This is a genomic window from Plantactinospora soyae (assembly GCF_014874095.1).
Lineage (GTDB): Bacteria > Actinomycetota > Actinomycetes > Mycobacteriales > Micromonosporaceae > Plantactinospora > Plantactinospora soyae.
Map to the genome: position 1 here is coordinate 377,523 of NZ_JADBEB010000001.1, position 24,999 is coordinate 402,521.

The 24,999-nt window shown below is 71.6% G+C and carries 20 protein-coding genes and 1 pseudogene; 7 read left to right on the top strand and 14 right to left on the bottom strand.

From position 1 onward, the window contains the following. Positions 1-42: 42 nt before the first annotated feature. From H4W31_RS01685 to H4W31_RS01710, 6 genes and pseudogenes are all read right to left on the bottom strand, one after another. A complete protein-coding gene (locus H4W31_RS01685; protein ID WP_192765021.1) occupies positions 43-618 on the bottom strand; it encodes a TetR/AcrR family transcriptional regulator in 576 nt (191 codons plus the stop codon). A 904-nt stretch (positions 619-1,522) separates the two neighbouring features. Then, positions 1,523-2,518: pseudogene (locus H4W31_RS42400) on the bottom strand (arginase family protein); the annotation flags it as partial. A 65-nt stretch (positions 2,519-2,583) separates the two neighbouring features. Beyond that, on the bottom strand, positions 2,584-3,519 hold the full coding sequence (locus H4W31_RS01695; RefSeq protein ID WP_192765023.1) for a tetratricopeptide repeat protein: 936 nt from the start codon (positions 3,517-3,519) through the stop codon (positions 2,584-2,586). 135 nt (positions 3,520-3,654) lie between these two features. Beyond that, positions 3,655-5,343 (bottom strand): acyl-CoA mutase large subunit family protein, encoded by a 1,689-nt coding sequence (locus H4W31_RS01700; RefSeq protein ID WP_192765024.1) that lies wholly within the window; start codon positions 5,341-5,343, stop codon positions 3,655-3,657. A gap of 180 nt (positions 5,344-5,523) precedes the next feature. Continuing rightward, on the bottom strand, positions 5,524-5,964 hold the full coding sequence (locus H4W31_RS01705) for an Asp23/Gls24 family envelope stress response protein (protein WP_192765025.1): 441 nt from the start codon (positions 5,962-5,964) through the stop codon (positions 5,524-5,526). A 102-nt stretch (positions 5,965-6,066) separates the two neighbouring features. Further along, positions 6,067-6,942 carry a helix-turn-helix transcriptional regulator gene (locus H4W31_RS01710; protein ID WP_192765026.1) on the bottom strand — a complete coding sequence of 292 codons (876 nt, stop codon included), beginning with the start codon at positions 6,940-6,942 and terminating at the stop codon, positions 6,067-6,069. 127 nt (positions 6,943-7,069) lie between these two features. Between H4W31_RS01710 and H4W31_RS01715 the strand changes: the two genes are divergently transcribed. After that, on the top strand, positions 7,070-7,522 hold the full coding sequence (locus H4W31_RS01715; protein ID WP_192765027.1) for a DUF2000 domain-containing protein: 453 nt from the start codon (positions 7,070-7,072) through the stop codon (positions 7,520-7,522). A 56-nt stretch (positions 7,523-7,578) separates the two neighbouring features. Here the strand turns inward: H4W31_RS01715 and meaB are convergent, their stop codons facing one another. Both meaB and H4W31_RS01725 read right to left on the bottom strand, forming a co-directional pair. Continuing rightward, positions 7,579-8,607 carry a methylmalonyl Co-A mutase-associated GTPase MeaB gene (gene meaB, locus H4W31_RS01720; RefSeq protein WP_318782975.1) on the bottom strand — a complete coding sequence of 343 codons (1,029 nt, stop codon included), beginning with the start codon at positions 8,605-8,607 and terminating at the stop codon, positions 7,579-7,581. Then, positions 8,604-9,803 carry an acetyl-CoA C-acetyltransferase gene (locus tag H4W31_RS01725; protein ID WP_192765028.1) on the bottom strand — a complete coding sequence of 400 codons (1,200 nt, stop codon included), beginning with the start codon at positions 9,801-9,803 and terminating at the stop codon, positions 8,604-8,606. Before H4W31_RS01725 ends, meaB begins: the two co-directional genes overlap by 4 nt. A 63-nt stretch (positions 9,804-9,866) precedes the next feature. On the opposite strand from H4W31_RS01725, the gene mce reads away from it, so the two are divergent. Further along, the gene (gene mce / locus H4W31_RS01730; protein WP_192765029.1) at positions 9,867-10,343 is read left to right on the top strand and encodes a methylmalonyl-CoA epimerase; all 477 of its coding nucleotides are present in this window, start codon (positions 9,867-9,869) and stop codon (positions 10,341-10,343) included. Between the two features lie 28 nt (positions 10,344-10,371). Here mce and H4W31_RS01735 read toward each other — a convergent pair whose 3' ends face one another. Further along, on the bottom strand, positions 10,372-11,322 hold the full coding sequence (locus H4W31_RS01735) for a phytanoyl-CoA dioxygenase family protein (protein ID WP_318782976.1): 951 nt from the start codon (positions 11,320-11,322) through the stop codon (positions 10,372-10,374). A gap of 136 nt (positions 11,323-11,458) precedes the next feature. Between H4W31_RS01735 and H4W31_RS01740 the strand changes: the two genes are divergently transcribed. The 5 genes from H4W31_RS01740 to H4W31_RS01760 all read left to right on the top strand — a co-directional run bounded on the left by H4W31_RS01740 (position 11,459) and on the right by H4W31_RS01760 (position 19,323). Continuing rightward, complete coding sequence (locus H4W31_RS01740) at positions 11,459-12,559, top strand: TIGR03621 family F420-dependent LLM class oxidoreductase (RefSeq protein WP_192765030.1); 1,101 nt, start codon at positions 11,459-11,461, stop codon at positions 12,557-12,559. Between the two features lie 155 nt (positions 12,560-12,714). Continuing rightward, the gene (locus tag H4W31_RS01745; protein ID WP_192765031.1) at positions 12,715-13,977 is read left to right on the top strand and encodes a coiled-coil domain-containing protein; all 1,263 of its coding nucleotides are present in this window, start codon (positions 12,715-12,717) and stop codon (positions 13,975-13,977) included. Between the two features lie 192 nt (positions 13,978-14,169). Next, positions 14,170-16,353 (top strand): hypothetical protein, encoded by a 2,184-nt coding sequence (locus H4W31_RS01750; RefSeq protein ID WP_192765032.1) that lies wholly within the window; start codon positions 14,170-14,172, stop codon positions 16,351-16,353. A 296-nt stretch (positions 16,354-16,649) separates the two neighbouring features. After that, on the top strand, positions 16,650-17,711 hold the full coding sequence (locus H4W31_RS01755; RefSeq protein ID WP_318783699.1) for an AI-2E family transporter: 1,062 nt from the start codon (positions 16,650-16,652) through the stop codon (positions 17,709-17,711). Positions 17,712-17,970: 259 nt separating this feature from the next. Beyond that, complete coding sequence (locus H4W31_RS01760; RefSeq protein ID WP_192765033.1) at positions 17,971-19,323, top strand: glycoside hydrolase family protein; 1,353 nt, start codon at positions 17,971-17,973, stop codon at positions 19,321-19,323. A gap of 51 nt (positions 19,324-19,374) precedes the next feature. Here the strand turns inward: H4W31_RS01760 and H4W31_RS01765 are convergent, their stop codons facing one another. The 5 genes from H4W31_RS01765 to H4W31_RS01785 all read right to left on the bottom strand — a co-directional run bounded on the left by H4W31_RS01765 (position 19,375) and on the right by H4W31_RS01785 (position 24,853). After that, complete coding sequence (locus H4W31_RS01765) at positions 19,375-20,727, bottom strand: Coenzyme F420 hydrogenase/dehydrogenase, beta subunit C-terminal domain (RefSeq protein WP_192765034.1); 1,353 nt, start codon at positions 20,725-20,727, stop codon at positions 19,375-19,377. Next, entirely contained in the window at positions 20,727-22,040 is a 1,314-nt protein-coding gene (locus tag H4W31_RS01770; protein WP_192765035.1) for a polysaccharide pyruvyl transferase family protein, read from the bottom strand. The genes H4W31_RS01765 and H4W31_RS01770 overlap by 1 nt, the downstream gene beginning before the upstream one ends. A gap of 73 nt (positions 22,041-22,113) precedes the next feature. Beyond that, positions 22,114-22,749: a PIG-L deacetylase family protein gene (locus H4W31_RS01775; protein WP_192765036.1), complete on the bottom strand. Its 636-nt coding sequence runs from the start codon at positions 22,747-22,749 to the stop codon at positions 22,114-22,116. Next, on the bottom strand, positions 22,749-23,624 hold the full coding sequence (locus tag H4W31_RS01780; protein WP_192765037.1) for a glycosyltransferase family protein: 876 nt from the start codon (positions 23,622-23,624) through the stop codon (positions 22,749-22,751). The genes H4W31_RS01775 and H4W31_RS01780 overlap by 1 nt, the downstream gene beginning before the upstream one ends. Further along, complete coding sequence (locus H4W31_RS01785; protein ID WP_192765038.1) at positions 23,624-24,853, bottom strand: class I SAM-dependent methyltransferase; 1,230 nt, start codon at positions 24,851-24,853, stop codon at positions 23,624-23,626. Before H4W31_RS01785 ends, H4W31_RS01780 begins: the two co-directional genes overlap by 1 nt. Between the last annotated feature and the right edge of the window lie 146 nt (positions 24,854-24,999).

Below are 24,999 nucleotides of genomic sequence, written 5' to 3' on the forward strand. Positions count from 1 at the left end.
GCAACAGCCATCCGTGCGTTGTCCCCTGGATCCGGGGTCCGATCAGGTGCGTTGCGGGGAATCGGGCCGGGGCAGGCTCGCGACGAACATCGCGATCAGTCGCTCGTACGTCTCGTCCAGGTTCTCCGGTAGGCCGAAGCCGCCGCCGGCCTCGATCGAGGCGAACCCGTGCGCGATCGACCGGGCGCACCTCGTGGCGTGGATCGCCGCCGAGTCGGTGAGCCCGTATCCGCGCAGCGTGGCGAGAAAGACCTGCAACAGCCGGTTGCCGGCGGCGGCCATCGCCGGGTCGTGCAACGGGTCGGGGGGCAGCGCGGCATAGCGGGCGGGATGTTCCCGGACGTAGTCGCGGTAGCCGCGCATCAGCACCGCCACCGCCTCGTCGCCGCTACGACCCATCGCCGCCGCCGCGAACCGCTCGGTCATCTCGTCCAACACCCGCACGCCCACCAGCGTCCGCAACTCGGCAAGACCCGCCACATGCTTGTAGAGCGAGGGTGGCGCGACCCCGGTACGCCCGGCGACGGCCGCCAGGGTCAGCGCCTCCGCGCCCTGCTCGTCGATGACGGCCAGCGCGGCCGTGACGACCGCTGTGGTGGATAATCCGGCCCTAGGCACCGCTTCGCCCGACCCGGACTGGACCACGGCGGATGCTCAACACGTCGCGCAGACCCTCGCGACGCATCGACCGGCTAGTTACCATAGCCATAAAGCTATTCACCGTAACGCTGCCCTGTCAAACGCCGCGCCCGCCGACCCTCCGAACGGTTCGATCGAAAGGGGTGCCGGCCGGTCAGGCAATCTCGGCGGTCGACCCTGTACCGGAACCCGGGGGCGGGGTCTCCGGCTTCCCACTGCCCAGCGCCGAGCCGTCGCTCGGCAGCACACCGGCCGGCGGAGTCTCGGCAGGCCGGAGGTCGGCGGCCGGCGACGAGGCACGTCGCAGCCGTCCCGGACCCGCCGACGCGGGTGGGCCGACCGCCTCGGACCAGCGGGCGGACAGGTCGCGGGGCTCGGGCCCCCGGGAGCCGACGCCGGTCGGCCCGTTGAACGCGTACGGGTCCGGGGCGGACCGGGCCGCCGACGAGTCCGTACCGGCCGACGGCTCCGGCGCCGACGTCCCGACACCCGGCTCCGCCGTCCCGGTACCCGGCGTCGCCGAATCCACCCGGTCAAACGACCCGGCCCCGTCGAACGACTCGACGCGGTCGGGCGACTCAACTCCATCGAACGACTCAACGCGGACTGGCGACTCAACTCCATCGAACGACTCGACTCCGTCGAACGACTCCACCCCGTCGGACGACTCAACGCGGTCGGCTGTGGGTGGGACGCCTCGGTCAAGCCCGGATCCGACCGCCGGCTCCGAGGTCTCCCCCGACACCGAGTTCTCCTCCGGCACCGGTACCGGTACCGCGCCCAGGGCGGCCGCCGCCGACGACGGCTGGGCGAAGGCAGGCAACCCGAGCGGCGGGACACCACGCGGCCCGGTCGTGGGCCCGATGGGCAGCCTGACCAACGGGACCGCCCGAGGCCCGGGCACCGCCGACGGGCCACGCTCGACTCCGGCGGACCGGCTCGGTACCAGCCGGGGCGGGACCGCCTCCGGGGCGGTGACCGGAGCCAGGCCGGCGATCAACGTACCGACGATCTCGGCGGCGTACGAGCCGGCCGGGTCGTAGTCGGGGTCGAAGACGGTGACCTCCACACCCAGGCAGTGCGGGGTGTCGACCAGGCCCGCCAGCAGCAGTTCCAACTCGGCGAACGCGATCCCGCCCGGGTCCGGCGCGTCGACCGCCGGCATCACCGCCGGGTCGAGTACGTCGACGTCGATGTGCACCCAGTAGCCGGCGCAGTCGGTCAACTGGTCATGGGCCCACTGGGCGGTCCGGGCCGCCCCCTCGACCCGCAACGCCGGCACCGGCCGGGTCACGATCCCGGCCGCCTGGAGGTCGAGTCGGTACTCGTCGTGGGCCCGGATGCCGAGCACCACCACGTCGATGTCCCGGAAGTACGGCCGGCGCCCCTCGATCGCGGCCAGGTCGGCCTGTCCCCGCCCGGTGACCAGGGCCAGGTCCTCGCCGGCAGCCGCTCCGACGTACGAGGCGTTGCCGGGGTGCCGGAAGTCGGAATGGCCGTCCACGAAGACGAGGCCGATCCGACCGCCGACCGACTCGCCGAGCCGGTGCATGGCGAGCGCCGAACCGAGCAGGATGGAGCAGTCCCCGCCGAGCACCAGCGGGAACTCGCCCCGGTCGATGATGCCGCCGATCCGGTCGGCCAACTCCATCGAGTAGTCCGCGATCGAGCCGGCGTGACACACCCCGTCCCCGGGACGCCAGTCGCCCGGGTCGTACCGGGGCGGGGTGAGGCAGCCGGCGTCCCGGGCTCCCAGCCGGGTGATCAGTTCGTGGTCGCGCAGCGCACCCGGTGCCTTGGCACAGCCCGGCACCGACGTGGAGGTCGGCGGACGCAGGCCCAGGTTGGACGGGGCGTCCAGGACGGCGATCCGGCGCATAGTGTGCTCCCGTCCGGTATCGCGGCTGCCAGGCCGGCATGCGCGCTGCTCGTACTCACATTGTTCTAGAAGAGCGCGCGCGAGAGCGCCCGCCGGGCGCCGGCCACCGCAGGATCGTCCGGACCGGCGATGCTGAACAGGGACACCAGGTGCTGCCGGGTCGCCTCCCGGTCATCACCGGCGGTCCGCCGGACCAGTTCGACCAACCGGGCGTACGCCTGCTCCGCCTGACCGCTGAGCACCTCGATGTCCGCGGCCAGTAGCTGCGCCGCGAGGTCGTCGGGCGCCGAGTCTGCCGCGGCGAGCGCCGCCGCCGGGTCCGCGCCGCTCACCCGGCGGGCCAGCGCGACGTGCGCCAGGCCGGCCTCGGCCGCGGCGTCCGCCGGAGCATCCGACAGGATCTTCTTGTACGCCCGCTCGGCGGCGTCCAGGTCGCCGGTGATCAGTGCCTCGTCGGCCTCGGTGAGCCGGGGGTCCTCCGGTGCCTCCACCGACACGCCACCGGCCTTGAGTACGGCGCCGATCCACTGCCGCAGCTGCGCCTCGGGTACCACGCCGGAGAAGGCGTCGACCGGCTGGCCGCCGACGACCGCGTAGACCATCGGGATGCCCTGCACCCGGAACATCTGCGCGAGGCGCTGGTTGGCATCGACATCGACCTTGGCGAGCACCCATGCGCCCTCGCCCTCGACGGCCAGCCGCTCCAGGACCGGGGAGAGTTGCTTGCAGGGCTCGCACCACTCGGCCCAGAAGTCGATCACCACAGGGGTGGTCAGGGAACGTTCCAGCACCTCGGACTGGAAAGTGGCCTCGGTGACGTCGATCACCGAGACTCCACCCGCGCCCGCGGGAGGTGTGCTGGCCGGCATCGTGCCGGGCGTGGCATGGCTGGCCGGCGGGGCGGAGGGTGCCGGCGTGGCGGGCGTCTGGGCGGCGCGCAGCGCGCCGAGGTCTACCGCGCCGCGGGTGAAGATCGACGAGGTGATCCGTGGGTCGCTCATGGTTGTCTAGTCTCGCACGCGACGCTGGCATCCCAGCCCAACCGCCACCGGCCGACAGTGCCGACCGGGTCACCCGGCCCGGTGCCGGCCGTCACCGGGCCGGCCGCCGCACCGGAACCCCGGCCGGCTACCGGGTCAGAACCGGGCCGGTTCCCGGTAGACGCCCCATTCGTCGCGCAGTGCGTCACAGATCTCTCCCAGGGTCGCTTCGGCGCGTACGGCGTCCAGCATCGGCGGGATGAGGTTCTCCCCGGTCCGGGCGAGTTCGACCATCCGGGCGAGGGCGGCGGTCACGGCGCCCGTGTTCCGCTCGGTCTTGCGTTCGGCCAACAGCCGCCGCTGCTCCACCTCGACCTCGTGCGAGACCCGCATGATCTCCAACTCCTTGGCGATCGTGCCCGTGTGGCAGTTCACTCCGACGATCCGCTTGTCGCCCTTCTCCAGCGCCTGCTGGTAGACGAAGGCCGACTCGGCGATCTGGCCGGTGAACCAGCCGTCCTCGATGCCGCGCAGGATGCCGGAGGTCATCGGGCCGATCGCGTGCGGCCCTTCCCCGCCCAGCTGCCGGATCCGGCCGAAGATCTCCTCCGCCTCGGCTTCGAGCTTGTCGGTGAGTGCCTCGACGTACCAGGAGCCACCGAGCGGGTCGGCCACATTGGTGACTCCGGTCTCCTCCATCAGCACCTGCTGGGTCCGCAGCGCGATCTCGGCGGACGAGTCGCTGGGCAGTGCCAGGGTCTCGTCCAGCGCGTTGGTGTGCAGCGAGTTGGTGCCGCCGAGCACCGCGGCGAGCGCCTCGACCGCCGTGCGTACAACGTTGTTGACCGGCTGTTGGGCGGTCAGCGACACCCCGGCGGTCTGGGTGTGGAAGCGCAGCCAGAGCGCCCGCTCGTCGGTGGCGCCGTAGACCTCGCGCAGCCAGCGGGCCCAGATCCGGCGGGCGGCCCGGAACTTGGCGATCTCCTCGAAGAAGTCGACGTGCGAGTCGAAGAAGAAGCTCAGGCCGGGCGCGAAGCGGTTCACGTCCAGGCCCCGGGACAGCCCCAGCTCGACGTAGCCGAACCCGTCCGCGAGGGTGTACGCCAACTCCTGCGCGGCGGTCGAGCCGGCCTCCCGGATGTGGTAGCCGGAGACCGACAGCGGCTTGTACCGGGGGATTTCCCGCGCGCAGTACTCCATCAGGTCGCCGATCAGCCGCAGGTGCGGCTCGGGGTCGAAGAGCCACTCCTTCTGGGCGATGTACTCCTTGAAGATGTCCGTCTGGAGCGTGCCGTCCAGTGTGGAGATGTCCGCGCCCTGCCGCTCGGCGGCGACCAGGTACATGCAGAAGACCGGCACCGCCGGGCCGGAGATGGTCATCGAGGTGGTCACCCCGGCGAGGTCGATGCCGTCGAACAGGGTCTCCATGTCGGCGGCCGAGTCGATGGCCACACCGCAGTGCCCGACCTCGCCGAGCGCCTGCGTGTCGTCGGAGTCGCGGCCCATCAGGGTCGGCATGTCGAACGCGACGGAGAGCCCGCCACCGCCCGCGCCGAGGATCATCTTGTAGCGCTCGTTGGTCTGCCGGGCGTTGCCGAACCCGGCGAACTGCCGGATCGTCCAGGTCCGCCCCCGGTAGCCGGTCGGATACAACCCCCGGGTGTACGGATACTCGCCCGGCCAGCCGATCCGCTCGAAGCCGGGATGGGCGGTGCCGGGCTGGGGGCCGTACACCGGTTCGACGGGCAGGCCGGAGAGCGTGGTGAAGTCCGCGTCCCGCTTGCGTGCCGCGTCGTACCGGGCCTGCCAGCGCTCTCGGCCAGCGGCGATTTCGTCGGCGTTCATGGGAGGGGCCTCCTTGCGATCCTCGACTGCGCATCGAGTGTAGAGGTCCTGCCTGAACGATCGCTAAGGCGAACCGTGATCAGAGGATCTTCCGGGATCGGGCTGGGGCGATTCCGAGCGAAAGATCCCTGATCACGGTGATTGGCGGCCGCCCCACCCTCGGCCGCGCCGCCGGGACGGTCAGGCTCCGGCGGCCGGCGGTGCGTTCAGCTCGATGTCGTCGACCTTGACGTTCACCTCGGCGACCTGGAGGCCGTAGTTCTCGACCGCCTCGATCACCTTGGCCCGGACCGCCTCGGTCACCTCGTGTACGACGTGGCCCGCCTCGATCACCAGGACCACCTTGATGGTCGCGCTGGTCCCCTTCACCTCGGCCGAGACGCCTCGCCCGGCGTCGCCCACCTCGTCCAGCCCGACCTTGTCCAGCACGCTGTTGAAGAACCGTGCCACGTCGCCACCCAGATCGGCGACACCCGGCACCGAACGGGCCGCCGTACCCGCGATCTTCTCCACGACCTCTTCGGACACCTCGGTGACGCCCCTCGGCGCGGCGGCCGGCGCGGCCGGCGCCGCCGGCGCGGTGCTCTCCGGAGTCTGGGCGGAATCGTTAACGTCGGTCATTCTTCGTCTCTCCCCTGGTCTCGACGGCCTGGCACGGCGCCGTCAGCGTTGACGGAGCCTACTCGCCGCGGGCAAACCAACGACGGAACTGACACATTCTCGCTATTCCGCCGGCCATGTTCTCGCCCCGTCCGCCGGTTCGGCGGCCACGGTCGCGACGCCGAAGCGCTCCGAAATGGTCACCGGGCGCGCCGGGTCGGCGAACCGGGCCGGCCCGACCCCGAGCTGCCGCCGGAAGTGCCGGGTGAGATGGGACTGGTCGTAGAAGCCGGCCGCCAGCGCCACCTCGGCCGGCGGCATCCCGGCCAGCAGCAGTCCCCGGGCCAGCTCGACCCGGCGACCGGTCAGGTACCGGTGTGGCGGCAGGCCGTACCGCCGGCTGAAGGAGCGGACGAGGTGGGTCGGATGCGCCCGCAGCAGCTCGGCCGCCTCCCGCAGCGCGACACCATCGACCGTCCGCTCGTCCAGCAACGCCCGGAGCCGGTCGGCGAGGGCCCCGGACCCCCGGGCCGCCGGATCGGTGCCGCCCCGCCGCCGCAGATGCCCGTACAGCCGCTCCCGGACGAACGCCAGTCGGCTCTCCGCCTCGAAGGCGTCCCCCGGATGCACCAGCGCCCGGTGCAGCCGGTCCACCCGGTCCCGCAGCTCCGGATCACGCAGACTCGGCCCGTCCACCGCCGACCCGGTCAGCTCGACGCCGAGCACCGACGTGTCGAGGTAGAGGACCCGCTTCCGGAAACCGTGCCGGGTCGCCGCCCGCCCGTCGTGCGCCACGTGCGGCGGCAGCACCGTCACCGCCCCACCCAGCGCACCGTGCTCGGTCCGGTCCAGGTCGTACCGGATGGCCCCGTCGTCGACGATCAGCAGCGCCCAGGCGTCATGGGTGTGCACCGGATAGGCGTGGTCGACGAAGGCCGCGTGGAAGACCTCGGCGATCCCCGCCACCGCCGGCCGCCAGGCCACCACCCGGGTACGCACGCAAAGAACGTACAAGACCCGCCCCGCTCACCCCCGCATGCTCCCAGGTGCAAGGAAGGGCCCCCTGTTATCGCTTTCTGTAGAAGAAGGGCCCCTTCCTAACCACTCACAAGCCGAGGAGTTCGAGATGAACGTTTCCGTTCCCACCGTCGGGCCGGAGACGGCGCGGGTGCGGTTCGACACCAAGATCGCCGTACTGCTCCGGGCCGACCTGGCCGGCTGGCAGCGGCTCAACGTCACCGCGTTCCTGACCAGCGGCCTCGCCGGAGCCGAGCCGGACCTGCTGGGTGCCGAGTACCTGGATGCCGACGGCACCGGTTACCTGCCGATGTTCCGGCAGCCCGTGCTGGTCTTCGCCGCTGACCGGGACACCGTCGTCGCCGCCCACCGGCGTGCCGTCGAACGCGGGATGCGGATCGCCATCTTCACCGAGGAACTCTTCCGGACCGGCAACGACCGGGACAACCGGGCGGCGGTACGGGCCGTCGGGCGGGACAAGCTCGAAGTGGTGGGACTCGCCGTACACGGACCGAAGAACGCGGTCGACAAGCTCATGAAGGGAGCCGTGCTGCACCCCTGAGCCGGATCGCGGTCGAACCCGATCTGGCTGATCGTCGCCCGACTGCTCCAGAGCAGTCAGCCGGCGTGGTGGCCGAGTTCGTCGAGCAGTTCGGCAGCGGCGGCGTACGGGTCCAGCACGCCGTCGGCCACCCGGGCGGCGAGCCCCGCGAGCGGCGTACCGGCGCGCAGCGAGCCCATCCGGTCCCGGAGGGTGCCGAGCGCGATCGCCTCGACCTCGGCGGCGGCCCGCGCCTCCCGGCGGTGCCGCAGCTCACCGTGTTCGACCAGCCAGCCACGGTGCTTCTCGATCGCCGTGACGAGGTCGTCGATCCCCTCGCCCCGGGTGGCCACCGCGCGCACCACCCGTGGCCGCCACGTCCCGGGACCGCGTTCGCCCAGCGCGATCATGCCCTGGATGTCCCGGACGGTGGCGTCCGCGCCGTCCCGGTCGGCCTTGTTCACGAGGAACACGTCGGCGATCTCCAGGATGCCGGCCTTCACCGCCTGGATCGCGTCGCCCATTCCCGGCGCGAGCAGCACCAGCGTGGTGTCGGCCAGCGAGGCGACCTCCACCTCGGCCTGGCCGACCCCCACGGTCTCCACCAGTACGACGTCGCAGCCGGCACCCTCCAGCACCCGGACCGCCTGCGGGGTGGCCGCCGCCAGCCCGCCCAGATGGCCCCGGCTGGACATCGACCTGATGTAGACGCCGGAATCGGTGGCGTGGTCCTGCATCCGGACCCGGTCGCCGAGGATCGCCCCGCCGGTGAACGGGCTGGACGGATCGACGGCGAGTACCCCGACCCGGTGGTCGCGGGCCCGCAGCGCGCGGACGAGTTCGTTGGTGGTGGTCGACTTGCCCACCCCGGGTGACCCGGTCAGGCCGATCACCTGGGCTCGGCCGGTGTGCGGGGCGAGGGCGGCCGCGACCTGCGGAAGCAGTTCGTCGCCGGACTCGACCAGGGTGATCAACCGGGCCACCGCCCGGGCATCGCCCTCCTGCGCCCGCGCGACCAGCGCCGGCACGTCCCGGCTGCGCCGCACCGAGCCGGCCGGAGCGCCACCGGTCCGTACGGCCGGGCCGGGGGAACGCGGTGCCGTCACTCCTGCCCGCCACCCTGCCGGGGTACGTGGACGATCAGCGCGTCGCCCTGGCCGCCGCCACCGCAGAGTGCCGCCGCCCCGGTGCCGCCGCCCCGGCGACGCAGTTCCATTGCCAGGGTGAGCACCAGCCGGGCCCCGGACATCCCGATCGGGTGCCCGAGCGCGATCGCTCCGCCGTTCACGTTCACGATCTCGGGGCTCACCCCGAGTTCCCGGGTCGACTTGATGCCGACCTGGGCGAACGCCTCGTTGATCTCGATCAGGTCCAGGTCCGCCACGGAGAGGCCGGCCTTGCGCAGCGCCTGGTCGATGGCGTTGGACGGCTGCGAGTGCAGCGAGTTGTCCGGGCCGGCGACGTTGCCGTGCGCGCCGATCTCGGCGAGCCAGGTCAGGCCGAGTTCCCTGGCCTTGGCCTCGCTCATCACCACCACCGCGCAGGCACCGTCGGAGATCGGCGACGACGTGCCCGCCGTGATCGTCCCGTCCGGGGTGAACGCGGGACGCAGCCGGGCCAGCGACTCGACGGTGGTGTCCGGACGGATGCCCTCGTCCTCGCTGATCACCAGCGGGTCGCCCTTACGCTGCGGGACCGTCACCGGGACGATCTCCTCGACGAACGCGCCGTTCTTCTGCGCGACGGCCGCCCGCTGGTGGCTGGCCACGGCGAAGGCGTCCTGCTCGGTCCGGCTGATCCCGTGCCGGGCGTTGTGCCGTTCCGTCGACTCGCCCATCGCGCAGCAGTCCCAGGGGTCGGTCAGGCCGTCCAGCGCCATGTGGTCGGAGACCACCACGTCGCCGTACTTGTAGCCGGCGCGCTGGCCGAGCAGCAGGTGCGGGGCGCTGGTCATCGACTCCATCCCGCCGGCCACCACGATGTCGAACTCGCCGGCCCGGATGAGCTGGTCGGCCAGGGCGATCGCGTCGAGGCCGGAGAGGCAGACCTTGTTGATGGTCAGCGCCGGTACGGACATCGGGATGCCCGCCGCGACCGCCGCCTGCCGGGCCGGGATCTGACCGGCGCCGGCCTGCAGCACCTGCCCCATGATCACGTACTGCACCTGGTCGGCGGGGACGCCGGACCGCTCCAGGGCGGCTTGGATGGCGATCCCACCCAGTTTCGTCGCCGAAAAGTCCTTGAGGTTACCCAGCAGCCGCCCCATCGGGGTACGGGCGCCGCTGACGATCACGGATGCCATCGAACTGTCGCCTCCGGGGGCCCTGGCGAAACGCCTTAACGTCGGTTAGGTCAGACTAGCGTGATGGACGACGACGCCTCGGTCTGGCCCGCTGCCGACAATGTCACAGGCGCGGGCATCGGACTGCTCGGTATCGATCATGTCGGAGTGGCCGTTTCCGACCTCGACCTGGCGATCGAGTTCTACCAGCGCGTCTTCGGAATGCGCTGTGTGCACACCGAGACGAACCTTGAGCAGGGCGTCCGCGAGGCGATGCTGAGCGTCGGCCCGACACCGGACGGCGGCTGCGTACAACTGCTGGCGCCGCTGACCCCGGAGTCGGCGATCGCCAAGTTCCTGGACCGGAACGGGCCGGGCGTCCAGCAGGTGGCGTACACGGTGGCGGACGTCGACGCCGCCTGCGCCGCACTCCGCGACCGGGGCGTACGCGTGCTCTACGAGACGCCGAGACGTGGTACCGCCGGGTCCCGGATCAACTTCGTACATCCCCGGGACGCCGGCGGAGTGCTGGTGGAACTGGTCGAGCCCGCCGCCGGATGAACCGGCCGGAGGGCAGCGCTTCCGGCGGTCAGGCCGGCACGGTGTCGTACGACTCGATCAGGTCGGCCGGCAGTGGCGCCAGGTCGGTCGCCCGCCGGAAGTCCCCGAGGGTGGTGCCGGTGCACTCCGAGTCGACGTTGCGGGCGCCGGCCCGAGCCTGGACGTCCCGCAGGTTGACCGCCCGGAAGTCGATGGAGAACCGGGTCCGGCCCGAGGTGTTCGGCACGGTGCTGTGCAACTGGGCCCCGGAGAAGAGCAGTACGCCGCCGGGTGGCGTGACCACCCGCAGGTCCGGCTCGGGTTCGAGGTCCCGCTCGATCGCGGGCTGCCTGCGGGTCTCGGCGTGCACCTGCTGGGCCGCGCTGGTCCGCCCGTGCGCCACCCACTCGGCGTAGTTGTAGTCCCGGGAACTGTTCGGGATCCCGGTGTCGAAGTACCTCGGGTGGAAGGCCATCACGTTCGACTCCGCCACGTCGTACACCGGCATCCAGAAGTTCAACTGCGACATCGGCGCGGAGAACCAGGTGTCCCGATGGGACTCGAACTGCAGGGTCAGGCCGGCGTTGAGGTACTCGCTGGTCATCGTGCGCAGCCGGGGCACGTCGAAGTACGTCTGCGCCGGATCGGCCCCGAGGTCGGAGAGCATGCCGCGGACGAGTTCGGCGCTGCGCGGATGGTTGATGAAGCGCGGCTTGAGGTCGGCCAGCACCCGTACGTAGTCCGGTCCGGCCAGGTGGTGCTGGGCCTCGGGCGGGAAGTGGGGTACGAACGCCGTCTCGACCATCTGCCGGGCGAAGGCGACCAGCGCCATCGAGTGCGGCGTCGGCGAGTAGACGAACAGGTCCCCGGCGAAGAGCCTCTGCCGACGCTCGTCGTCGGACATCGGTGAGTCGAAGTGCAGCACCGTCACTGCGGCCTCCTGCGGTAGCTCCCGGTAGGTCTGCGCGCAGCGGTCACGGTAGGTCTGCGCAGCGGTCACGGTAGGCCGGGTCCGTCGGCCCCGGAAGCGGCCGTGCGGTCCGGTCGGTACCCGTGTCGCGAATCCGACTTCACGAAGCGCGACGAGTCGGTCACGATCGGCCGCCCCCGGAGGCCGGGGCACATAGAGTCGGGCGATGCCCCCGCACCCGCCCTCGGGACGCCGGACGACGCCCGCCACCCCCGGCACCGCAAGCCCGTCCGCACCCGGGACGCCGACCGGACCCGGGACGCCGCCCGCACCCGGGCAGCAGTCCGGACCCGGAGGGCCGTCCGCCGAGCGGTCGGGGTCGACGTGGCCGTTCCGGTTCACCGCGTCCATGCCCGGGCTGGACGGACCGGTGGCCCGCTGGCGCGACGAGATCCGCCGGATCGAGGACCTCGGCTTCAGCTCGGTCTCGGTCTCCGACCACTTCACCGGCGGCTGGGCGATGGATCCGCTGGTGGCGATGACCGTCGCCGCCGAGGCCACCAGCCGGCTCCGGGTGTCGACGATGGTCTTCTGCAACGACTTCCGGCATCCCGTACTGCTGCACAAGTCACTGGCCAACCTCGACGTCTTCTCCGGCGGCCGGGTCGAGGTCGGTCTCGGCGCCGGCTGGCTGCGCGACGACCACGACGCGGCCGGCCTGCCGTTCGACCCGCCCGGGGTACGCGTCGAGCGGCTGGCCGAGTCGATCGAGGTGCTCGTCGGCCTGTTCGGGGAGAAGCCGGTCAGTTTCGCCGGCCAGCACTATCAGGTCGCCGAACTGGACGGGCTGCCCAAGCCGGTGCAGCGGCCCCATCCGCCGCTGCTGGTGGGTGGCGGCAGCCGCCGGATCCTCGAACTGGCCGGCCGGCACGCGGACATCGTCGGCATCAACCCGCGGCTCGCCCCGGACGTCGATCCGCTCGCCGCCGTGGCCGAGATGAGCCCGGAGCGCTTCGCCCGGAAGGTCGCCTGGGCCCGGGACGCCGCGGTGGCCGCCGGTCGCGATCCGGGCACGCTGGAGTTCCAGCTGCGGATGTTCGACGTACGGGTGGTCCACCGTGGCGTCGAGTACCGGGCCAGTTCCAGTCACGCCCGGCTCGCCGACGCGGCCGCGCTGGCCTCCTCGCCGTCGGTGCTGCACGGCAGCGTCGACGAGTGCGTCGACCGGCTCCTCGCCCTCCGGGAGCGGTACGGCGTCAACTACCTACACCTGGGAGGAAACCTGGATGCCGCCGCGCCGATCGTGGCCCGGCTCGCCGGGCGATGAGCCGGGCACCATGGGCGGCGCACGACGGTCACGGCTCGTTGGCGACATTGGAAAAGGTACGGCCGTCCGGCGGGTTGAGTTGACCTTGTGATCGGCACGCGATAGAACGGGCCGGCTCTTGCGAAGGACCCCGGGGAGTCTGCAAGTATGTCCCAATGCCCCAGCAGCAGTCCTCCCCTCTCGCGTTCTTCGACAACGCGAACTCGCAGCCAGACTTCACAGTCGCTCTGCGCGGCTACGACCGTGAGCAGGTCAACAGTCATCTCGGCCGGCTGACAGCGGCACTGAACCAGTCCGAACAGGGCAGGGCCGAGGCCGAACAGCGGATGAACGACGCGCAGCGTCGGCTCCGCCAGGCCGAGCAGCGCCTCGCATCGGTCGAGCAGAAACTCACCGACACCAACAAGCAACTCGAAGAGAACAACCGCCCCACCCTCTCCGGCCTGGGCACCCGGGTCGAGCAGATCCTCCGGCTCGCCGAGGAACAGGCCAACGACCACCGCAGTGAGGCCAAGCGCGAGTCGGAGGGCATCCTCTCGGCCGCTCGGCTGGAAGCTCGGGAGATCACCGACAAGGCCCGCGCCGAGGCCGCCGCGATGAAGGCCTCGGCCGAGCGGGAGGCGGGCAGCGTCCGTACCGCCGCCGAGCGGGAGGCCGCCGAGGTCCGGGTGCAGGCCCGCCGCGAGGCGGACACCCTGCGCGCCGACGCCGAGCGCGAGACCAAGCAGCTCCGTACGGTGACCGCGCACGAGGTCGCCGAGCTGAAGTCCACGGTCGAGCGGGAGGTCGCCACCCTGCGGGCCACCGCCGAGCGGGAGATCACCCAGCAGCGTGCCAAGGCTGCCCGGGAGGCCGAGGAGAAGCGCGCCGAGGCCACCAAGCTCCTCACCGACGCCCGGGACAAGCGGGACAAGGACCTGCAGGCCCTGGAGTTGCAGTTGGCGGAGCGCCGGGAGAAGGCCGAGCGCGAGGAGTCCGAGCGGCACGCCGCCCAGGTGGCCCAGACCCAGAAGCTGGTCGGCGAGGCCGAGCAGCGCGCCCGGGCCGCACAGGACCGTGCCAAGGAGATCGAGCAGCGCGCCGAGGCCCGTCGGGTGGAGTCGGAGCGGTCCGCCGCCGAGACCATCGACAAGGCCAAGAACCTGTCCGACAAGACCCTGAACGAGGCCCGTGCGGAGTCGCACCGGGTGCTCAGCGAGGCCCGTACCGAGGCGGACCTGACCACGCAGGCGGCTCGCCGGGAGGTCGAGGACCTCACCCGGCAGAAGGACGCCGTCACCTCGCAGCTCGGTCAGATGCTCTCGGGCCTGGCCGGCATCGTTCCCGGTGTGGGTGCGGCGGCCAAGGCCCCCGAGCCCGCCAAGCCGGCCGAGAAGGACGAGTCGGAGGAGCGGGTCACCGCCGACGCAGCCGGCTGAGCCGTCGAGGGTCGCGGGTCGGACTGCGGGGCAGCAGCACGACCGGGGCCGTACCGGATTTTCCGGTACGGCCCTGAGTGCTGTCCGCCAGTAGGTCCGGTAGGTCGGGCATTGTCAGTACCCGTGAGCTTCGTCCCATCAGCGGCACCGGGTATCGCCGCAGAACTGGGCGGCCCGTGTGAGGATGGGAGCATGTCGCACGGCGAGGAACTGTTTGCCCTGAACGGAGACGTGGCTACGGAGCCGAGCTTCGAGCCGGCCTTTCGGGGCTACGATAAGGGGCAGGTGGACCGGTATGTCGCCCGCGCGGAGAACGACATCGCCACCCTGGCTGCCCAGCGGGAGCATGCGTACAGCCAGATTCACAATCTGGCCGGCCAGGTCGAGGTGTTGCAGCGTGACCTCGTGGCGGTGCGCCGACAGACCGGCGTGGTGGACCGGGCCTCCTTCCGGCACCTGGGTCCGGTGGTCGAACAGATCCTGACCCTTGCCGAGGAGCAGGCGGAGTCCATCGCGCGGGACGCATCGCACGAGATCGAGGGCCGCAAGGCCGAGGCCGACCAGGTCCTCGAGGACGCCCGCCAGCAGGCGGCCGACGCGCTTCGCGACTTCGAACTCGCCCTCACCGCCCGACGGGCGGAGGAGGAGAAGGTCAACACGGCCCGGCGGGGCGAGGCGGACGCCGCCGTCGCCGCCGCCGCACAGGAGGCCACCCGGCTCCGCGAGGCCGGCCAGGCGGCACACGCCAAGGCCCAGCAGGAGAGTTCCGAGCTGCGCAACCGGGCCGCCGAGGAGGCGAACCGGCTGCGCGACGCCAGCCAGGCGGCCCACGCCAAGGCGCTACAGGAGGCGAAGCAGCTCCGGGACACCGCCGAGCAGGAGGCGACCCGGCTGACCGAGCAGACCGCGCGGGAGGCCCAGGAGCTGACCGAGCGGACCGACCGGGAGACCCAGCAGGTCGTCGAGCGGGCCCGGCAGGAGTCCGCGCGACTCCGGCACGCCGCCCAGCACGAGGCCAACCGGTTGCGCGACGCCGCCCAGCAGGAGGCCACCCGGCTGCGCGAGGCCGGCCAGGCGGCACACGTCAAGGCCCAGCAGGAGGCCCAGCGGCTCACCGACGCGGCGGCGCAGGAAGCCGACCGGGTCGTCGAGCTCGCCAAGCACGAGGCCACCCGGCTCCGCGAGGCCGGCGAGGGGCTGCACGCGAAGGCCAAGCACGAGGCGACCCAGCTGCGCGAGGCCGGCCAGGCGGCACACGCCAAGGCCCAGCAGGAGGCGAAGCGGATCAACGAGGAGACCGCCGAGTTCGTCCGGCGCTCCCGGGCCGACGTCGAGGACTACGCCCAGAAGATCCGAGCGGAGACGCAGGAGGAACTGGGCGCCTGGCGGGCCGGGGTCGAGCAGGAGGTGAACCGGCGTACCACCGCCGCGGAGCAGGAGATCGCCGCCCAGCGGACCGCCGCCGAGGAGGAACTGGCCGCCGGTCGGGCCGCGCTGGAGGAGGAACTGGCCGCCTACCGGGCCGGAGCCGACCGCGAGTACGCCCAACGGAAGTCCGAACTGGAGCAGCAGTTCCAGCAGCGGCAGGCGGAGCTGGAGCAGTCGTACGAGGAACGGCGCGCGGAGATCGAGGGCGGCGCGGACGAGGTACGCCAACAGGCTGACGAGTACGCCGCCGAGGTCCGGGCGAAGGCGGACGAGAAGGCCGCCGAGATCCGCCGGGAGGCCGAGGAGCGCCTCGCCACGTTGCACCGGGAGGCGGAGGAGCAGGCCGCCACCTCCCGCCGCCAGTTCGAGGAGTACATGGCGACCGCGCAGCAGCACCTGGCCACCACCCAGCAGCACCTGGCCAGCACCCAGCAGGAGGCGGTCGCCGGACGGCAGCAGTTGGCCGAGGTCATGCAGGAGATCGCGGCGGCGCAGCAGGCGCTCGCCGACATCCGGCAGGAGACGGTGGCCTCCCGGCAGGAATCCGACCGGATCCAGCGGCAGTTGGCCACGGCGCGCGAGCAGCTGGCCGGCGAGCAGGACCGGCTGACCGGTACGGAGCAGTCGGCCCAGCATGTCGAGCAGCAGTTGGCCCAGGCCGAGGCCGACATGCAGCAGCTCGTCGAGGCCGCCGCCGAACAGAGCGCCACGGAGAAGCGGTCCGATGGTGGCCGGGCCGCCCCGAGCCGGGTGACCGAGCCGGTGACTGGCGGCGCGGACGGCGGGCTGGACGGCGAACCGACGGTGGCCGCGGTGCCGGGTACCGGTGGGCGGGAGCCGGTGCCCACCAAGATCACGAGTACCGGTGACTCCGGCAAGCGGAGCGGCAAACCGACCGTCGAGGACCAGGGTACGAAGTCGAACAAGGTCAGCGTCGACTCGGACTGATCCGGAGCCGGCCGCCCCGAGACGTACGTTTGCGCCCGCCCGCTAACCTCTGCCGAGGCGATCGGTCGGGGAGGTCCGGGGTGGACGGCGAGCAGCCAGCGGTGCACGGTCAGCGGCGCACCGGCGGGAACGACGAGCCGGACGCCGCGCCGGGCCGGGCCGGTACCGCGACGGACCCCGGCGGAAGGCGTCCACCGTCGACCGGCCACCCGACCGACGACGACCTGACCGACGGCGGCACGACCGACGACGCGACCGGTCCGACCCCGGCTAAGGCGCCGGCGCCGGTCCAGCCGGTGACCGCCGGTGCCGGTCAGTTCGGGCAGCCCGGGCGGCCGCTGCGGCTCAGCCCGTTCCTGGTCGGGCTCACCGGCGGGCTGGGCGTGCTGCTGGCGTACGCGCTGTTTCTCGCGGTACGCAACGCGGGCTCGGTGCTGGTCCTGGTCTTCATTGCCCTTTTCCTGGCGATCGGGCTGCACCCGGCGGTGGTCAGGCTGCGCTCCTGGGGGCTGCCCCGGGGGCTCGCCGTGGCGGCGGTGACGCTGACCCTGCTCGCGATCATCACCGGCGCGGTGTTCGCGCTGGTCCCGCCGATAGCCAGCCAGACCGGTCAGTTGATCGAACAGGTACCCGACTACGTCACTCAACTGCGTCGCAACGACACCGTCAACGACCTGATCGTCCAGTACGACCTCGCGGGCCGGATCAACTCGGCCGCCACCACGGAGAACATCACCCGGGCCCTGGGCGGGGTCTTCGGGGCCGCCGGGTTCATCTTCGGCACGCTCTTCAACATCGTCACCGTGATCGTCCTGACCATCTACTTCATGGCCACCTTCGACCGGCTCCGCGATCTCGGGTACGGCCTGGTCCCCGCCACCCGACGGGACCGGGTCCGGCTGATCGGGGACGCGATCCTCGCCAAGGTCGGCGCGTACATGGTGGGGGCACTGGCCATCGCGCTGCTGGCCGGGGTGAGCACGTTCGTCTTCGCGATCGTCGTCGGCCTGGCGTACCCGTTCGCGCTCGCCGTGGTGGTGGCGATCTGCGACCTCATTCCGCAGATCGGCGCGACCATCGGGGCGGTGGTGATCAGCCTGGTGGGCTTCGCCGCCGACGTGCCGACCGGAATCGCCTGCGCGGTCTTCTTCCTGATCTACCAGCAGGTGGAGAACTATCTGGTCTATCCCCGGGTGATGCGCCGGTCCGTCCAGGTGAACGACGTGGCGGCGATCGTCGCGGCGCTGCTCGGGGTGGCGTTGTTCGGGGTGATCGGCGCGCTGGTCGCCATTCCGGCGGTGGCGGCGATCCAGTTGGTGCTGCGCGAGGTGGTTCTGCCCCGGCAGCAGCAGCGCTGAGCGTGGTCCGCAACTTGTGTCCGCAATCCGTCTGAATCGAGAATAGTAACCCCTTCGACACGGCTTGTAGTATTCGTTCACGGCCAACAGATCGGAACGATCCGAATCACACCCATCCTGACCAGGGAAGTGTTCGAATCGTAGCGATCACGCCGACCGCACCGGGTCGGTGCGGAGCGGCCGAATCGGCGGTGGGCAGACCTCGTTGCACACGAGCTGTGGCCCATGCCTGTGTGTAACGCGCCCGTGGGGGGTAGCCGTGACCGACACCAACGCCGCACCGCCGATCGAGCCACCGGATCTCGCCCGCCAGCCGGGCCGTATCCGACGTCACGCCCTGCTGATCGGAGCCTTCAGCCTCACCCTCGTCGTCCTCGCCGCCAGCGGCTACCTCGTGCTCACCCTCGCGGGCGCGCCGGTCCGGGCCGCACCGCTGGTCCTGGACCAGCCCGCCGGAGTCCTCTGGGGCCAGACCGTCAACCGGCCGATCGAGGTCGCGGCCAACAACGTCACCATCCGACGGGTGAAGGTACGCACCGGCGGCGGCGCCGCGATCCTGATCAGGTCCGGCGTCATCGGTACCCTGATCGAGGACACCGAGATCCAGTGCACCTCGGCCGGAACCGACGGGGTGGCACCGGGCGGCTATTCGGCGTTGCGGGTCCGGGTCAACGGCTGCCGCCAGGCCTTCCGGCAGACCGATCGTCTGACGGCCACCATCGTGGAGTCCGAACAGGATGGCAAGCCGTACCCGGGCGGCGAGCTGAGCAGCCCGATCGGGCCGGTTCCGGCACCACCCGACGACCCCGCCGCCGACCAGATGCGGGACGAGCCGCCGTACGCGCCCGCGGCGGCGCCACCGACTCCGATCACGTACTGGCCCGGTGCGACCAACACCGGGGTGCCGGTCGGAACGGTACTGCGCAACTCGGGCTCGCTGAGCCTGCGTACCGCCGGGCAGATCGTGACCGGGCTGAACATCGTCGGCTGCATCACCGTGGCCGCGGCGAACGTGCAGATCCTGAGGTCGAAGATCACCTGCAACAGCCCCACCTACGCGATCCGGACGTTGGCCGGGACGACCAACCTGCTGATCCAGGATGTCGAGATCAACAGCATGGCGACGAACTCCGCCTCGATCTGTTGCAACGACTACACCCTGCGGCGGGGGAACGTCTACAACATGATCGACGGGCCCCGGCTCAGCAGCAACACCCGGATCTTCGACTCGTACCTGCACAGCCTGGCCCGGGTCCCCGGCTCGCACAACGACGTACTCCAGAGCACCGGCGGCAACAACATCATCGTCCGGCACAACACGCTGCTGTCGTACAACCCGGTCACGAAGGATCCGTTCAACTCCTGCGTCACGATCGGCTCGGAGACCAGTCCCACGCTGACCAACATGACCGTCGAGGACAACTACTGCAACGGCGGAAACTACTCGATCGGGATCAGTCCCCGGCTGATCGGCTCCAACATCATCTTCCGGCGGAACAAGTACGGCCGCGACTTCCGGTACGGCGTGGTCTCCGGCTTCAATCGTCCCGGGGTGCTCTGGGACAAACCCACCAACGTCTGGTTCGACACCGGACTGCCGGTGATCCCCTGACCTGGTCCCGTCGATCCCGGCGGTCGGCCGGCTGTTCCGGCCGTCGGCCCGCTACTCCGGCGGTCGGCCGGCTGGTTCGGCGGCGGTCCCGGACCTGACCTGCGCCGGTGGCCGGTACGGGTCCAGCGCGGCCGGTTCACGCAGCCGCTTGCGCCCGATCCGGCGCAGTGTGCCGATCGTCGACCGCAGCTTCTCGCCGATCGACAGGTGCCGCCACCAGATGCCGGCCATCGGCAGGTGCCGGAGCCGGGGCGCCATCAGACCGGCCAGCCGCAGCGTCGTCAGCCGTCCCCACACCGCTCCCCTGGCCCGGAGAAGGTTCGGCTGCGACGCGGGCAGGATCCCGGCGGCCACCGGGGTCAGTACCAGCACACCCGCCGCGATGGCGGCCTCGACCAGCCGTACGCCCCGCTCGGTGCGGGCCAGCACCAGCGACTGCCCCGGGTCGTCGCCGGTCGGCCGGTACCACGGATCGCCGACCGCGACGTCGGCGAACTCACCCGTGTGGTCGGCGCAGAGGTAGCAGCGCCACTGCCGGTGCTTCTGCAGGATGTCGCCCCAGGACTCGGCATAGCTGAGTTCCCGCTGCCGGCCCGGCGGGTCGTCGGTCAGCCGGGCCCGCGCCTGGCCGGGCCAGCCGGCACCGCGATAGTGCACCGACTCCAGCCGCGCCGGGTCCGGGACGCCGAGCCGGGTCAGCATCTCCAGCGTGCCCCGGGTGGTCGGGGTGCCGGCGCAGAAGATCGCGATGGTGAGGCCGAGCCGGCGGTCGAGTTCCGGCCGGACCTGCCGGGCCATCCGTACCGCCGCGACGTCGCAGGGCTTGCCGACGAAGACACACGGCGCCCCGGCCGTCTCGATCAGGTCCAGCCGGTCGCAGGGGCTGGCCGGCGCGTACCGCGAACCGGCGTTCGCCAGCAGCTCGGCCGGGGTCCGGGACAGCCGGGTCTCGTTCAGGTACGGCACGTCGGCCCGCGCACCGATGTGCAGCACCCCGGCCATGCCCCCGCCGGTCAGGCAGTACCCGGCCAGTGCGGTCGCCACCCCGCCGCTGGAGCCGGCGTACCGGATCTCCGGATCGGCGGCGTACCCCTCCCAGATCGCCCGGACCGGGCCCCAGGCGCCCCGCAGCTCGGCGATTTCGCCGGGTTCCGGCCGGGCGCTCTCGTGCGCCAGCCGGGCCCCGGGGCAGCAGGCCAGCGCCGCTGCCGCGCCGCCTCCGGCCGCCGCGCCAGAGTCACCGGCCCGGGTCGCGGCGCGCAGCGGCGTGATCGGCAGCGGCCGTCGGCCGTGATCGAGTACGTCGACCATCCGCACCTCGTCCGGGGCCAGGTAGGCGCAGACCCCGCACCCTGTGCAGAGCTTGCCGGACGCGACGTCGTGCACGGTCCGGGGCCGGACCATCACCGCGCTCCGACGGCGCCGCGCCGGTCCCGTTCGGCCCGGGCCACCGCGACGAACTCGTCCATCTGGGCGGCGGCGCGTTCCACCGCGGCCGGGGTCTGCACCGCCAACTCGGCGGCTGAGGTCGCCCGGCCCGTCCACGACTCCCAGAGTGCGCCGAGCAGGTCGTCGTCGGGCAGCCGGCGGGCGTCGGCGACGTGCCGGCGCTGCCCCACACTTGTGAACACCCCGCGCGCCTTGTCGCTGTACGCGACCACCGCCGCCGGCACCCCGGAGGAGAGCGCCGCGATGGTGGCGTGCATCCGCATCCCGCACAACCAACTGGTCCGGGCGATCACCCACTTCGTCTGGTGCGGGTCCAGACCGGAGGGCGAGAGTGCGACCCGGTCGCCGTACCGCACGGCGAGCGCGGCGTACAACCGCTCGCTGGCCACCCGGTCGTCGTCGGTGCCGTTCGGGGTGAGGACGTGCGGCACGATGATCACCCGGGTGTCAGACTGGTCGAGCAGCCGTTCGCAGAGCCGGGCGGCGACCCGGTGGGTGTCACCAGCGAGTCCGAACTGGGTACGGCCCTCCGCTCGGGCGATCAGCCCGCTCACGTTGACTCCGGCCACCGGCCCCGGCGCGGCCTCGAACCACCCGGTCAACCGCTGGTACGCCGGCTCGTCCGGCACCCTCGGCTCCAGCCCGAAGGCGACGTCCACGCCCTGCCGGTGGCGCCTCGGATCGAGGTCGGGGCCGAGCAGGTCGGCGAGGGCGGCGAAGCTCTCCGGATCCCGCGCCCAGGCCATCGTGGCGCCCCGGGCCAGTGCCGCCGCCTCCGCCCGGAGCCGGGCCGACCGGAACGGCCCGTACGTCTGCGGCAGCAGCACCAGCGGGCGGCGACGGAGCAGCGCCAACCGCTTCGGCCAGGCCACGGTCCGGAACCGGTGCTCGCCGTAGATGTCGCTGAAGCTGTCCCCGCCGCTGACGTCGAGCACCACGTCGGCCGCGTCGATCCGGGCCAGCCCGGCGTTGCCGAGCCCGCCCAGCGCCGCGCTGATCCGCATGTTCAGGTACGACTCCGGCCGGTGGTACCGGCGCGAGTGGCGGGCACCGGCCAACGAGATCGGCACCGGGGAGCCCGCCACGAAGGCGTGCCCCCGGCGTTGCCCCCAGCCGTCATCGAAGACCGTGACGTCGGCGGCCGGCTCCCGGGCCAGCAGCCCGCTCAGGGTCGCGGCCCGCAGCGCGCCGACGCCCAGGTTCAGGTTCGCACCGGGCACCCCGAACAGACAGGCCGACAGCGCGGGCCGGGAAAGGTTTCCGGTCATGGCGTCTCCTCGCTGCGCTCGTCAGCACCATGACTGACCAACTGAGCCGGCTGATTCCCTCGCTGGCGCTCGGTCATGGCTCGATCACCGCTTTCTCACACCGGAACGCCTCGGCGTACCGGGACCGGCACTCCATCCCCCGCAGCCGGGCCAGGCCGAGGAACACCTCGTCGTCCCACCAGTCCCGGGCCTTCTGGGACGGGTAGCCCGCGTGCAGCAACTCGACCTTCCGGCGCGCCCGCTCCTCGGTCAGCGGCAGGTAGACGTTGCGCCGCCCCAGGTCCCCGTCCCACTTGGGGATCTCGTAGTACAACACCGTCGCGTCCCGGAACGACGTGGGCACGAGCGCGGCGAGTGTGTGGTGGTCCTGGTGGGCGTCGTCCGGGGTGGGCGCCAGCACCAGGTCTGCCGCGAGCGTCGAGGCGGCGGCGTCGACGATCTGCTTCGCCTCCCCCCACCTGGCCGGTACCCGGCCGTCCGGCAGGTCGTGCAGGGCGAAGCTCAGCCGTGCGTGCGGCAGGAAGGCCCCGGCCGCCGCCCGCGCCTCGGCCTGCCGATCCGGTGTTCCGGTGAGCAGCACGTAGTGCACCCGCAGTCCGGGTACGTCGCCCAGGGCGAGCAGCAGTCCTCCGGCGCCGATCTCGATGTCGTCCGGATGTGCCCCGAGCAGCACCACGGACCGTGCCGCGCCCAGTCGCAACGGCATCATCAGCCGGTCAGCCCCAGGTCCCGGGGTGCACCGGCAGGGCCGGACGCGCGGGTCCCGGCGAGTACCGGCTCCAGGGCCGGCCTACGTCCTCGGCTCCGGTTGGCGTCCCAGAGCATCCACGGGCAGCGGGCCGAATGGTAGAGCTGCTCCAACTCGGCCCGGTCCTTGAAGGTGTCGGCGGCCCGCCAGAAGCCGGTGTAGCGCTGGGCGATCAGCCGCTGGTCCGGCAGCAGCCGGTCGAAGCCGTGCGGGACCAGGTCCTCACCGTCGCGCAGCACGGAGAAGATCTCCGGACGCAGGATGAAGTAGCCGCCGTTCTCCCACTGCATCAGCTCGCGGATCGGGCGTACCCGGGTGACCTGGTCGGCGGAGTCGATGTCGATCACGTGGTGGGTCGACTGCACCGGTACGGCGAGCAGGCTCGCCACCGCGTCGGTGTACCGGAACCGGTCGATCATCTCCGGCAGCGGCGCGTCGGTGAGGGTGTCCGCGTAGTTGGCCAGGAACATCGGCTCGTCCTCGACGTACTTGCGGACCCGCATCAGCCGCTCGCCGATGCTGGCGCCGAGGCCGGTGTCGATGAAGGTGATGTTCCAGTCGGTGATGTCAGCGGAGAACAGCCGTACGTCCCGACCGTCCATCGAGAGGCTGAAGTCGTTCGAGAGCGTCTCGTCGTACCGGAGGAAGTAGTCCTTGACCGCGACGGCGCCGTAGCCGAGGCAGAGGATGAAGTCTGTGTGCCCGAAGTGCGCGTAGTACCGCATCACGTGCCAGAGCAGGGGCCGGTCACCGATCATCGCCATCGGCTTGGGTGCGGACGCCGCGTCCTCGCGCATCCGCATGCCGAGGCCGCCGCAGAACAGGACCACCTTCATCAGACCACCTCGAGAGCCGGGATCGGAAAGACCAGCCGGCCACCCCAGTGCCGTATGTAGGCCAGCTGGGCGGAGATCTCGGTACGCAGGTTCCACGGCAGCACGAGGACGTAGTCGGGACGGTCCTCGGCGATCCGCTCCGGAGGATGGATCGGGATGTGCGTACCCGGAAGGAAGCGGCCCTGCTTGTGCGGACTCCGGTCGACCGTGTACTCCAGCAGGTCGGACCGGATCGCACAGTGGTTGAGCAGGGTGTTGCCCTTGCCCGGGGCGCCGTAGCCGACCACCCGCCGGCCCTGGGCCCGGGCGGTGAGCAGGAAGTCGAGCAGTTCCCGCTTGATGTCGAAGACCGCGTCGGCGAAGCCGAGGTGTCCGGCCAGGCTGTGCAGCCCGGCCTCGGTCTCGGCGTCCAGTACGGACTTGACGTTGCCGGACGGCTCCCCCGCGGCGGCGGCCGGTCGGGCGTGCACCCGCAGCGACCCGCCGTGCGAGGAGAGTTCGTCCACGTCGATCACGATCAGGCCGGCGGTGGCCAGCGCACGCTGGGCGGTACGCAGGGTGAGGTACTGGTAGTGCTCGTGGTAGATGGTGTCGTACTGCCGGCGTTCGATCAGCCGCAGCAGGTGCGGGATCTCGCAGGTGACCAGGCCGGTCGGCTTGACCAGCGCGGCCAGTCCGGCGGTGAAGTCGACGATGTCGGGTACGTGCGCGTACACGTTGTTGGCCGCGACCAGGTCGGCCCGGCCGTACCGGTCGGCCAGTTCGGCACCACTGGCCGCGCCCAGGAACCGGATCTCGGTCCGGATCCCCCGGCCCCGGGCCACCTCGGCGATGTTGCCGGCCGGCTCCACCCCGAGCACCGGCACGCCCCGGGCGACGAAGTGCTGCAACAGGTAGCCGTCGTTGCTCGCCACCTCGGTCACCAGGCTCTGCGGCCCCAGGTCGAGCGCTTCGGCCATGGCGTCGGCGTACCGCTTGGCGTGCGCCACCCAGGAGTCGGAATAGGACGAGAAATAGGCGTAGTCGGAGAATATCTCCTCACCGGACACGTACGCCGGAAGTTGCACGAGCAGACAGTTCGCACAGATGCGTACGTGCAACGGATAGAAAGTTTCGGCCGAATCGAGTCGATCCGCGGGCAGATAACTCTCGCAGAGTGGAGACATCCCCAGGTCGACAAACGTTTCGGTCAATGCCGCGGTACACAGCCGGCATTTGGCAACGGTCATGCCCCACCCACCCCGATATGATCGGAATACCGGCGCGGCGCCCGCCCGCCTGCGCGCCACGCTAACCAGGGCTCCGGTACACCGGGAGTGGTTCAGTAAAAAGTCCGACAATAGCCCGCCCGGCCAGTGGGCCACCCATAAACTCG

Excerpts from the sequence above, each read along its gene's own strand:
- H4W31_RS01715 (WP_192765027.1), top strand. The coding sequence starts at position 7,070 with ATGAACGTTTCCGTTCCCACCGTCGGGCCGGAGACGGCGCGGGTGCGG.
- H4W31_RS01780 (WP_192765037.1), bottom strand. The coding sequence starts at position 23,624 with ATGAAGGTGGTCCTGTTCTGCGGCGGCCTCGGCATGCGGATGCGCGAG.
- H4W31_RS01750 (WP_192765032.1), top strand. The coding sequence starts at position 14,170 with ATGTCGCACGGCGAGGAACTGTTTGCCCTGAACGGAGACGTGGCTACG.
- H4W31_RS01775 (WP_192765036.1), bottom strand. The coding sequence starts at position 22,749 with ATGATGCCGTTGCGACTGGGCGCGGCACGGTCCGTGGTGCTGCTCGGG.
- H4W31_RS01770 (WP_192765035.1), bottom strand. The coding sequence starts at position 22,040 with ATGACCGGAAACCTTTCCCGGCCCGCGCTGTCGGCCTGTCTGTTCGGG.
- H4W31_RS01700 (WP_192765024.1), bottom strand. The coding sequence starts at position 5,343 with ATGAACGCCGACGAAATCGCCGCTGGCCGAGAGCGCTGGCAGGCCCGG.
- H4W31_RS01695 (WP_192765023.1), bottom strand. The coding sequence starts at position 3,519 with ATGAGCGACCCACGGATCACCTCGTCGATCTTCACCCGCGGCGCGGTA.
- H4W31_RS01705 (WP_192765025.1), bottom strand. The coding sequence starts at position 5,964 with ATGACCGACGTTAACGATTCCGCCCAGACTCCGGAGAGCACCGCGCCG.
- H4W31_RS01740 (WP_192765030.1), top strand. The coding sequence starts at position 11,459 with ATGCCCCCGCACCCGCCCTCGGGACGCCGGACGACGCCCGCCACCCCC.
- H4W31_RS01725 (WP_192765028.1), bottom strand. The coding sequence starts at position 9,803 with ATGGCATCCGTGATCGTCAGCGGCGCCCGTACCCCGATGGGGCGGCTG.
- H4W31_RS01745 (WP_192765031.1), top strand. The coding sequence starts at position 12,715 with ATGCCCCAGCAGCAGTCCTCCCCTCTCGCGTTCTTCGACAACGCGAAC.
- H4W31_RS01785 (WP_192765038.1), bottom strand. The coding sequence starts at position 24,853 with ATGACCGTTGCCAAATGCCGGCTGTGTACCGCGGCATTGACCGAAACG.
- mce (WP_192765029.1), top strand. The coding sequence starts at position 9,867 with ATGGACGACGACGCCTCGGTCTGGCCCGCTGCCGACAATGTCACAGGC.
- H4W31_RS01765 (WP_192765034.1), bottom strand. The coding sequence starts at position 20,727 with ATGGTCCGGCCCCGGACCGTGCACGACGTCGCGTCCGGCAAGCTCTGC.